The organism is Methanoregula sp. (assembly GCF_002835825.1).
In the GTDB taxonomy this organism is placed as follows: Archaea; Halobacteriota; Methanomicrobia; order Methanomicrobiales; family Methanospirillaceae; genus Methanoregula.
In genome coordinates this window covers 1-9,448 of record NZ_PIZH01000041.1, presented here as the reverse complement: position 1 = coordinate 9,448, position 9,448 = coordinate 1, and the positions used below count along the sequence as shown (strand labels likewise).

12 protein-coding genes are annotated in these 9,448 nt (G+C 57.5%); 8 read left to right on the top strand and 4 right to left on the bottom strand.

Annotated elements, in window-relative coordinates; genetic code table 11:
- Both CW742_RS02855 and CW742_RS02850 read right to left on the bottom strand, forming a co-directional pair.
- Positions 1-570, bottom strand: a 570-nt coding sequence (locus CW742_RS02855; RefSeq protein ID WP_292416186.1) for an aminotransferase class V-fold PLP-dependent enzyme, incomplete at its 3' end; no start/stop codon positions are given.
- A complete protein-coding gene (locus CW742_RS02850) occupies positions 567-749 on the bottom strand; it encodes a hypothetical protein (RefSeq protein WP_292416184.1) in 183 nt (60 codons plus the stop codon). The genes CW742_RS02850 and CW742_RS02855, both read right to left, overlap by 4 nt.
- Before the next feature lie 213 nt (positions 750-962).
- Between CW742_RS02850 and CW742_RS02845 the strand changes: the two genes are divergently transcribed.
- On the top strand, positions 963-1,601 hold the full coding sequence (locus tag CW742_RS02845; protein WP_292416182.1) for a hypothetical protein: 639 nt from the start codon (positions 963-965) through the stop codon (positions 1,599-1,601).
- Positions 1,598-1,873 (top strand): winged helix-turn-helix domain-containing protein, encoded by a 276-nt coding sequence (locus tag CW742_RS02840; protein WP_292416180.1) that lies wholly within the window; start codon positions 1,598-1,600, stop codon positions 1,871-1,873. The genes CW742_RS02845 and CW742_RS02840 overlap by 4 nt, the downstream gene beginning before the upstream one ends.
- Here the strand turns inward: CW742_RS02840 and CW742_RS02835 are convergent.
- Positions 1,868-3,670, bottom strand: a complete 1,803-nt coding sequence (locus CW742_RS02835) for an ATP-binding protein (RefSeq protein WP_292416178.1) — start codon at positions 3,668-3,670, stop codon at positions 1,868-1,870. The genes CW742_RS02840 and CW742_RS02835 overlap by 6 nt on opposite strands.
- Before the next feature lie 283 nt (positions 3,671-3,953).
- On the opposite strand from CW742_RS02835, the gene CW742_RS02830 reads away from it, so the two are divergent.
- From CW742_RS02830 to CW742_RS02805, 6 genes are all read left to right on the top strand, one after another.
- A complete protein-coding gene (locus tag CW742_RS02830) occupies positions 3,954-4,433 on the top strand; it encodes a MarR family winged helix-turn-helix transcriptional regulator (protein WP_292416176.1) in 480 nt (159 codons plus the stop codon).
- 37 nt (positions 4,434-4,470) lie between these two features.
- Positions 4,471-5,823 (top strand): MATE family efflux transporter, encoded by a 1,353-nt coding sequence (locus CW742_RS02825; protein WP_292416175.1) that lies wholly within the window; start codon positions 4,471-4,473, stop codon positions 5,821-5,823.
- Between the two features lie 23 nt (positions 5,824-5,846).
- Entirely contained in the window at positions 5,847-6,422 is a 576-nt protein-coding gene (locus tag CW742_RS02820; protein WP_342764853.1) for an HD domain-containing protein, read from the top strand.
- Positions 6,419-6,826: a translation initiation factor eIF-1A gene (gene eif1A, locus CW742_RS02815; RefSeq protein WP_394339454.1), complete on the top strand. Its 408-nt coding sequence runs from the start codon at positions 6,419-6,421 to the stop codon at positions 6,824-6,826. The genes CW742_RS02820 and eif1A overlap by 4 nt, the downstream gene beginning before the upstream one ends.
- A gap of 90 nt (positions 6,827-6,916) precedes the next feature.
- The gene (locus CW742_RS02810) at positions 6,917-7,096 is read left to right on the top strand and encodes a CxxC-x17-CxxC domain-containing protein (protein ID WP_015285958.1); all 180 of its coding nucleotides are present in this window, start codon (positions 6,917-6,919) and stop codon (positions 7,094-7,096) included.
- Positions 7,097-7,281: 185 nt separating this feature from the next.
- Positions 7,282-7,695 (top strand): tellurite resistance TerB family protein, encoded by a 414-nt coding sequence (locus CW742_RS02805; RefSeq protein WP_292416170.1) that lies wholly within the window; start codon positions 7,282-7,284, stop codon positions 7,693-7,695.
- Positions 7,696-7,953: 258 nt separating this feature from the next.
- On the opposite strand, the gene CW742_RS02800 is transcribed toward CW742_RS02805, so the two are convergent.
- A complete protein-coding gene (locus CW742_RS02800; RefSeq protein WP_292416168.1) occupies positions 7,954-9,315 on the bottom strand; it encodes a cache domain-containing protein in 1,362 nt (453 codons plus the stop codon).
- Positions 9,316-9,448: the final 133 nt, after the last annotated feature.

Here is a 9,448-nt window from a genome sequence, read left to right as displayed (position 1 = left end):
GTTGTAGACAATCGGGACATCATACTGGTGGCAGACCTTCGCGATGCCAAAAACGTCGTGCAGATTGCCAAACTGGTAATCGACATGGTCGATGAAGGCAAGGACGGGCGCCCTGCCGAACTCGCGTTTCACGGCCTCGATCTTCTCCGCGGCTGCATCGGGCGTGACGAGTTTCTGGTCGTTTGCCGGGATCTCGCGGGCAACGCCGCCGGACTCCTCCACTGCGAGGAACTCCGTGTAATGCGAGAGCGAGGTGAGAAGCACCGGGTCGCCCTTCTTCACGTACGTGTGCGCAACGGCCTGGAACCCGCGCCGGGCGCCGGGCACGGTCCGGACCGCGTCCATGTTGAGCCACTTCGCAACGTCCTTGTGGAACTCCGCGATGGGGGGCTTACTGATATAGTCGAGCCGGTTGGGCTTCCGGCAGTTGTCGCAGACCGAGTACCCGTCGCCATACGCAACAACGGCTTTCATGGCATCGGCCGTGAGCCGGCCGCCGGCCTGGATCGGGTCGATGTTGATGAAGAGCTCGTCCACCTGCCGGGCCTCGATGCCCTGCCCGCACCTCATTTCAGCATCTCCTGCTTCAGGGAGCCAACCTGGCGTTCGAGGTTTTCGAGAAGACGTTGTGCCTGTTCTTTTTGGTTCGCATCGAACTCGTGCATGGGAGCGGTCTCTCGGAGGAGGACGCGGAGGTCCGTCAGCGTGTAGATCGCCTGGAAGGTCATGTCGACTGCCCGTTTTGACATGGGTTCACCTGCTTAAGTATAGACGCCCGGGGAATTAAGTACCTCTGGTTCTGCCGGGAGTCTCATGACTCCATCAATCCCGAGAAATGAGAAGAATCCTGATGTGTTCTTCTCTTCTCTCGGGTCTGATGATCCTCGAGATAATGAAGATACGTAACTAAGTTTCATGCTCTTTATTTGCAAAACGCCAAAATACAGATAAGCCGGTAAACTATGAAACCAGCACAGAGCCAGTTCACAAAAGAGATCCGGCATTTCTCGCTTGTCACGTCAGCAAACCTCATCATCGGCGCAGTTGCGAGCGCGGCCGGGATCCTGTACATCATTGCAGCAGTCCTCGGGCTCACGGCGGGCCACGTATCTCCCGAACTCCGGGTTATCGCCGGGGCGATCGCCATGGTCTGCTTCGGCCTGGGGGTCAGCGTGTTCCACATCACGCTCGGGATCTCCCGGGGCCAAAAAGCCATCAGGGACCAGCTCGAACGAGAAAGTCCGGCGGTCTCGGATGAACGCCTCACCTGCCTGATCGTGCAGATGGCGGCTTACTACCGTGACATCAGAAAGACACTTGGCACGATCATCCTGATCGGCCCGCTCTGCGGACTCTGTGTGTTTGTTCTCGGGATCGTGACCGGCCTTGAGGCATTCTCCCTCACCACATCCGGTTTTTCCGTTACCCTGGACAGCCGGGTCATGCTCCTCGCGCAGGCAATCACCCTTGCGATTGTAGTGTCAAGCCTTCTCTCCTCGCACTATGTTACGAGGTTCGCCACGGCATGGAACCATCGCATCGCCGAGATCGAAGCATCGGAATGCGCATTAAAAATGACGCTGGGGCTGGATGACCAATGAGCGGAAGGCGGACAGTGTATGAGATCTACTGGGAGATCCTCGTGTACTGCAAATCCCCACGATCTTTTACGGCCATCATCAACCGCTGCGATCTCAATTCAAAGACCGGGCAGGAGTATCTCCGGTTCCTTGTGGCACGCGGGTATCTTGCCCCAATCGAGTCCGGTGACCGGGCGATGTACCAGTCAGCACCGCGAGCTGCGGAGTATATCGCGCTCTTCAGTTCTCTGTACCAGAAACTTTTCGACACCGGGCCGGAATTCCGGTTATAAGGGATTCTCTCCCCACTCTTTTCCGGCCCCGGCCGGTTCGGGTTCTCCCTGTTGTCCCCATGTCGTTTGTTGTGCCGGCCTCCATGCCCCGGCAGGGACCCGGATCTCGAACCGTGCGCCTTTACCGAACGTGCCGTTTTCGATAATCGTGATCCCGCTGACCTCGAGAATGGTCCGGGCAAACGAGAGGCCGAGGCCGGTGCGTTTCCCAACCCCGTACTGGAAGATATGCTCCTTCTCCGCGTCGGGAATACCGCCTCCGTCATCCTCGATCACGATAGTGAGTTCATTGCCATTCTCCCCTGCAGAGATGCCAATGGTTGTGAGATGCTCCCCATGATGGAGAGCGTTGTCGAGAAGATTATAGAACGCCTTGACAGAGAGCGGGTCAGTAAAGATCTCGACGGGTGGGATATTCACCGTGACCTTTACACTCCCAAAGGAGATGCTGTTTGTTGCCTCGGCAACGAGAGTCATGAGTGACTGCCAGCCCGGTTCGTAGGTTCCAAGATGCAAAAAGTCGCTGGAGAACCGGAGGTTCTGGCTGATCCGTTCCGAGAGTTCGATCGCAGTGCGGAGATACCCGTCCTCCGGGGGCTTATTTGCCACGTCTTCGAGCAGGAGCAGGTACCCGGACAGACCGGTCACGAGGTTGTTGATGTCATGGCTGGTCAGCCGGGCAATGAGCGAGATTTTCTCTCCTGCAATCTGGAGGGCGTGCTGCTGCTGTTTCCGGTTGCTGATGTCCCGGACAATGAGGACAACACCGGCAGGCAGTTCCCCGGGCTCATGCACAAGCGATCCGGCCATGCTGACAACGACCCGTTCGTCCGGCCGGCCGCTACCATCGGTCCCGGTATTCAGCGTGACCTCATAGTCGGAACAGGATCCTTTTTCCCTGATCACCTGCATGAACGTGCTGTATGCCGGTGCCGGAATGATCTCTGCTGCCCTTCTTCCGGGAAGGGAACGTTCGTCTACCCCGAATATCCGGGCGGCCGATGCGTTCGCGGAGATAATCAGGCCGTCCATCGCGATGACGATAACGCCGTCAGGCATGGTCATGAGAATGTACGGGAGGGCGGTCTCGGTGCTGAGCTGGAAGAGCCCCACCCTGCTGATGGCGTACGTGATCGTGGCAGCAAACAGGGCCATTCCGATGAAGACCAGATTGGGGATGAAGATGCCGGAGAACGGGAGGAGGATGCCCGAGACCACGCCAAAACCAATCGGGAACAGGATCGCGCCGGAGACAAGGTGGACGTGGCGCCGCCGCTTCTCGCTCTTTGCCCGGTGCCATGCAGCCGAACAGGCGAGTACTGCCCAGATTACGATGATCACGGAAAAGACCGCAACCAGGGGGTAGATCGGGCTTGTCATGTCGGCTACGTATACAAAACCGGCGCCCTCCTGATACACCACGGAATACAACGCACCCGAGGTAATGCCCAGGAACGTGATGGCGGAAGCCGGCAGGTAGAGGCAGAGGATGAGGAGGGCGTTCTTCGTCTTTCTGGCAAACGGGTATTCCGTGAATTCAAGGATAAAATGCGTTGTTACGGCGATGACGAGGGGCCACAGGGCACTCGCCTTCAGCCAGAAGAGCGCCGCGTCATACGATGCCGCCTGCCAGAAGAAGAACTCCCCCATTGCCCAATACGTTCCCCCCAGCATGCCGACCAGGAAGAGCTGGTTGATCCGTGACCGCGGGTCCTTTGCGTAGACAAAAAAACCGAGTGCGCACGTGATGAACGCGGACACAAGACAGAAGCCTGCAAGAACCGGATAAAGCGCCATGGGATCCACTGCTGCCCGTAAAACCCCCGGGGTGTCCGTGGGCCCGGGCCTCCCTGCCCGGATTGCACAGCTCATGTCCACGTTTGCGGATATCTAATTGTTGATTGCCCGCAGCTCTCGTGCGTTATCTTTTTCCTCCTGCCAGCGGCAGGTTACGGTGCAGTCCTGCTCCCGCCCCTTCATCGTGAGCATACGGTACAGACGCCCGGTTGTAGAGTGGCAACCCGGAATTTTTAATTGTTGCATTGACAACATTTATTCGCGACCCCGTCCATTATTTCAGGTGCATTCACCATCCTGTCATTCGATGGAGATCCCGTTTGGTGCCATCGTCTCGATCACGAGCCGCGGGAGAACCATGTTCTTAAATGACCGGCTCAGGCCGCTGGGCCTCTCTGCCGGCCAGTTCCCCGTCCTTATGCTCCTGGCAAGGGAGCAGAACATTACGCAGGAGACCCTTGTCCGGCACTATCATCTCGACAAGGGCACAATAGCCCGTGCCGTGAAAAAACTCGAGGACGCCGGGTATATCCGGCGCATCATCGATCCCGGCAACCGGCGGGCAGTCCGGCTCTTTCTCACGAAAAAAGGGGAAGATGTCCTCCCATCGCTCCATGCGATCAACCATGCGTGGGAGTCCCTTGCATTTTCCGGCCTGACCGCGCAGGACAAAAAGACCTGCCACCGCCTGATGCGTACCGTGACCCTGAACGTTTTTTCCTCTATGGCAACTGAAGGAGAGCATAGCGATGTCCGGGAGTAATCAGGGCACAGTCACGGAGGCTCCGGCGAATGAGAAGATGAAGGATGGGGTCGCGCTCATCATGGGCGATCCCAAGAAGGCGATCCTCAAACTGTCCGGCCCCATGATCGTGGCAATGCTCCTGATGTCCACGTACAACATCGTCAACGCAATCTGGGTGGCCGGTCTCGGCTCCGATGCGCTTGCAGCCGTCGGTTTTGTGACCCCGCTCTTCATGATCCTGATGGGCGGGGCAAGCGGCCTCGGGGCCGGCGTGGCCTCTGTTATCTCCCGGAGGATCGGGGCAAAGGACAAGGCCGGTGCTGACAGCGCGGCGTCCCATGCCATCGTCATGACCCTTCTCCTCTCGGCAGTCCTGACCGTTCCGCTCATCCTCATCACCGAGCCGATCGTCATTCTTTTCGGTGCCGGGGAGACCACCACTCTGGCGACCGAGTACGGGCAGGTCATCTTCCTTGGCATGTTCCTGATTTTCTTCACGAACATCGGGTACGCGATCCTGCGTGCAGAGGGAGATACCAAGCGGGCAATGTATGCTATGGCAGCGTCCTCGATCCTGAACATGATCATCGACCCCCTGCTCATCTACACTGCCGGCATGGGAATTGCCGGTGCCGCGTGGGGAATGGTCATCTCTCTTGCCATGGTCTCGTGCGTGATGCTCTACTGGCTGGTCTTCCGGAAGGACACCTATGTTACGCTCTCGTTCAGGAATTTTGCCTGGCACGGGCGGACCGTAGGGGCCATTCTTGGTGTGGGCCTGCCGGCAAGCGTCGAGTTCTTCCTGATGTCGATCATCGCGATCTTCATCAACGGGCTCCTTGTCGTCACGGCAGGGACCGATGCGGTCGCGGTCTATACTGCCGGGTGGCGTGTGGTCTTCTTTGCGATCATCCCGCTTGTCGGGATCAGCACCTCGTTGATCTCGGTGGCCGGGGCGGCATACGGTGCCCGGATGTATGAGAAGATCCGGGTTGCTCACACGTTCTCCGTCCTGTTCGGGGTGGCGATTGCCCTGTTCACCAGTGTCGTCACGTTCCTCTTTGCCAGCCAGATCGCCATGATCTTCAGCTACTCGGCCGACAGCGCACACCTTATGCCGGAGATCGCGCTCTTCCTTGCCACCATGTGCTTCTTCTACCCGTTCGTCCCCCCGGGAATCATGTCGGGATCGATCTTCCAGGCAACGGGAAAGGGGCTCACCTCGCTCATGATCACGGTGCTCCGGAACCTTGCTTTCATCGCGGTCTTCACGTACCTCTTTGGGATCGTTCTCGGGTATGGCGAGCACGGCGTCTGGTGGGGGATCGTTGCAGGGGACATCATCGGCGGAACGGTTGCGTTCCTCTGGGCGCGGTATTACATCGAACGGCTGATTGCCACGGGATAGGGGGGAGAAGTATGGACCCGGTGATGCAGAAGATTCGGGATTATGCCCGCACGGTCATGGGCAATAGCGGCTCCCACGGCTTTGACCATGTCGAACGCGTGACATCGCTCTGTGAACGGATTGGCAGGGCTGAGGGTGCGGACATGGCGATCCTTGTCCCGTCGGCCCTGCTCCATGATATCGCCCGCCCGCTGGAGAAGGAATGCGGCCTTCCCCATGAGGAAGAGGGGGCCCGGATGGTGGAGGAATACCTGGCTTCGATCGGGTACGATTCTGGCGCGGCAGGTGCAATTGCTGCAGCGATCCGGACCCACCGCTTCACCACCGGGGCAGAACCCGGAAGCCTGGAAGCACAGATCCTGTCCGATGCCGATAAGCTGGATGCGCTGGGGGCGGTCGGGATTGCCCGGACATTCATGCGTGCCGGCGAGCACGGGACAACGATGCAGGATGGGATCAACCATTTCCATGAAAAACTGCTGAAGCTGCCGGACCGGATGTACACAAAGACTGCCCGGCAGATCGCCAGGGAACGGCACGCGTTTCTTTCGCAGTTCCTGGGTCGTCTCGAAGATGAGATGGCGGATCGCATGGAATGAACCCGGTATCCATACCTTCATCATGCTTTACGTCCTTATTTTATACCACCGGAGTTGTTCAGATTAATAATCACGTAAAAAAACCTGATGGTGCGGCCGGAACGGGAGAATTCAATCCTGACGGAACGCCCGTTGTGCGCGTACGACTGCCCAAGAAGCGCTTAAACGAACAGTTTGCCCAGGCGGAACTGATGATGGGAGCAAACCACATCCGCGTCCGGTGCCAGGACGGCGTTGAGCGGATGGGCAGGATCAAGGGAAAGATCAAGAAGCGGGCCTGGATCCGCGAAGGCGATATCCTGATTGTCGCGCCGTGGAGTTTCCAGGACGAGAAGTGCGATATCCTCTACCGCTACCTCCCGCCACAGGCGGACTGGCTGCGCAAGAACAACTACCTCTCCTGACCCTTTTTTTCCTGTACGATACCTGCATTTATTATACTCTGAAGATCAATAGTGATCAGCAGTTTTCACAAGACTGTTAGAGAAAGAATTATGTACGGATCAAATAATTTTGGTGGAAACAGGGGCCCCCGAGACTTCGGTCCCCGCGAAATGACAAAGACAACCTGTTCGGACTGTGGAAAGGAATGTGAAGTTCCGTTCAAGCCGACCGAGGGCAGGCCGGTTTACTGCCGCGACTGCCTCCCCAAGCACCGGAAACCCCGGTTCTAAATTTTTTTCTTTTGAGTTCTTTTCCAGCGTTTTTCTCCTGTAATGGTTATTGTCAGGAGCGCATGCCCCCTCCCCAGCTGGCTATGGCCCCTGATCATTCCCTGCCAGCCCGGTTACGGGCACCGAAACGGTCAATAGATCGGCCGGGTAAGTACTGGAGCAATCCATTGGAATGGTGAAAGAATATGGGAATTTTTGACAAGTTAACCGGAAAACCAGCAACGCTCACGCCCAAGTCAGCACTCGTGCTCTCGGCAATCACCGTGATTGCCGCAGACGGCGTCATCGATGAGGCAGAGATCAACGACCTTGCCAAGATCGTCCGCGGCGACAAGAAGTCCATCCAGACCGCGATGGATGTCTTAAAGGCCAACAAGTTCCCCGGCGTTATTGACATGGTTGCCGCAACCCTTGACGAGAAACAGAAGCTTGCAACGCTTGCGATCCTCTGCGACCTTGCCATGTCAGACGGCGTCCTTGCCGGCGAAGAGAAGGCAATCCTCCAGATGTACATGGACAAGTTCGGCGTCTCCGAGGCTGCGCTTAAGCCCATCATCGAGGCTATCGCCATCAAGAACGACTTCTCAATCTTCTCATAATCCTTTTTTTGCTCCCGGTGCCTCCACGAACCGGGCCCCTTGGGGTGTATATGCCGCATGGATGGCGGTCGGGTTTGTTGTGCCGGATGATCGATCATGGCTGGCTTGCAGTGAACCTGGCTGAGCGGGGTATTTTGTCATGGGCAGGGGTTCCATTACACTGTCTGTGATACAGACCCTGAGGGGAAACCGCATGTCACTGCACGCAGTGCGTGATCGTTAAGCCATGAGAAATGGTTAAACAAAAAATGGTGAGGATCAGGGGAGCAGGACCCGGGAGTCCGGCCGGATGTACCGCCCGGCGCCAAGCATCCATGTCCCGTCAACGTCTGTCACGTAACTGATCTTCAGCGCTGTGGTGTTGGTAAGGGGATCCACCGTGTAATATGCGGTCATCCCACTGCCGTTTTTGGCCTTGTCGAGGAGTCCGGCAATGTGGTGCTCGCCCACAGCGTCGGTTGCATTCCGGTGGTTCTTCCCGATCATGTCGGGGCGGTACGGCCACGCGAGCACGTTGCCGTCGTAGTCATTGGCAAAGATGTAGAGTTCGCCGCTCTGGAACATGCCCTTTGGGTTGTTGAACTCGGCAAGGGCTGCCTCCTTCCCGTACCTCTGCACAAAGTCCTTTGCGCCGGAAACAAACTGCTTCAGCTGCGTATCGATGAGGCGATCTTCGCTGGTGTAGATGCCAGCCCCGATCCAGTAGGTATCGTCTACCGGGCGGACGTAACTGATCTTGAGGGCAGGGGTCAGGTTCGCGGCCGGGTCCGGGTACTGGTACAAAAGATACCCGCCGCCAGCCCGCGCAAGCTGGATCTCGATTGCGGTGTAGGGCTTCCCCGCCGGGTCTTTGACGGGCAGGAAATCAGTGCCCACTTTCTCCGGCTGGAAGGGCAGGGCGAGCGCAGTTCCCGAGTAATCGAGGGCGTATACGTAGGTGTCGGAACCCTGTACGAACGGACCGGACCGGTTGTTAAATGCGGCGATGGCAGTGCTCTTCCCGTTTGCCATTGCGTACGCAGCTGCATTATCCACGTATTCCTTCAGCGCACGGGAGGTTGCCGGGCCGGTGGCGGATGCGGTTGTTTCCTGGGGTGTCGCAGGCCCGTAGTAGATGCCGGATCCCAGCCACCAGGTGTCGTCGACCTTCTCGACATAGCCGAGTTTCTTCTCTACGGCTTTGTTGTGGACCGGGTTGATGTAGGTATACTCCACGAACCCGGAGCCGTTGATGGCTGCGGCCCGGAGGTCATAGATGAAGAAGTTGCCCAGCGCATCGGGTTCGTACAGCCGGTTGATACCGATCTTCTCGGGGTTCACCGGGTGGGCGATGGTGGTGCCGTTGAAATCGTACGCATAGAGGTAGAGGTCGCCACGGACAAACGATCCGTTCCGGTTCGAGAACTCTGAAAGGGAAGTATCCTTGTCGTGAGACCCTGCATAAAGAACAGCCTCCCGGACGAATGTGACCATCTGCTCTTTTGTGGACCCGGCCTCCGCCGTAATTGCCGGGACGGCTCCCTGATCAGCCGGTGCGGAAGCCTGCCAGGTGCAGCCCGCTGTAAGGGAAAGCAGGAAGATCATCAGGACCGTACAGATGCTGATAATGAGTGGTCTCATCCGTTTGTGGTATGACGTCCTGTAAAAAAAAGCTTTTTCACCGTATGACATGTCCCCTTGCCCGTGTTATTTGCCTCCGAAAAGACTAGCACTTGTTCACCGGCTCTTTTCTCAATGTTCTGTCCCCCGTAAT

Excerpts from the sequence above, each read along its gene's own strand:
- CW742_RS02820 (WP_342764853.1), top strand. The coding sequence starts at position 5,847 with ATGCAGAAGATTCGGGATTATGCCCGCACGGTCATGGGCAATAGCGGC.
- CW742_RS02810 (WP_015285958.1), top strand. The coding sequence starts at position 6,917 with ATGTACGGATCAAATAATTTTGGTGGAAACAGGGGCCCCCGAGACTTC.
- CW742_RS02805 (WP_292416170.1), top strand. The coding sequence starts at position 7,282 with ATGGGAATTTTTGACAAGTTAACCGGAAAACCAGCAACGCTCACGCCC.
- eif1A (WP_394339454.1), top strand. The coding sequence starts at position 6,419 with ATGAACCCGGTATCCATACCTTCATCATGCTTTACGTCCTTATTTTAT.
- CW742_RS02845 (WP_292416182.1), top strand. The coding sequence starts at position 963 with ATGAAACCAGCACAGAGCCAGTTCACAAAAGAGATCCGGCATTTCTCG.
- CW742_RS02825 (WP_292416175.1), top strand. The coding sequence starts at position 4,471 with ATGAAGGATGGGGTCGCGCTCATCATGGGCGATCCCAAGAAGGCGATC.
- CW742_RS02835 (WP_292416178.1), bottom strand. The coding sequence starts at position 3,670 with ATGGCGCTTTATCCGGTTCTTGCAGGCTTCTGTCTTGTGTCCGCGTTC.
- CW742_RS02850 (WP_292416184.1), bottom strand. The coding sequence starts at position 749 with ATGTCAAAACGGGCAGTCGACATGACCTTCCAGGCGATCTACACGCTG.
- CW742_RS02840 (WP_292416180.1), top strand. The coding sequence starts at position 1,598 with ATGAGCGGAAGGCGGACAGTGTATGAGATCTACTGGGAGATCCTCGTG.
- CW742_RS02800 (WP_292416168.1), bottom strand. The coding sequence starts at position 9,315 with ATGAGACCACTCATTATCAGCATCTGTACGGTCCTGATGATCTTCCTG.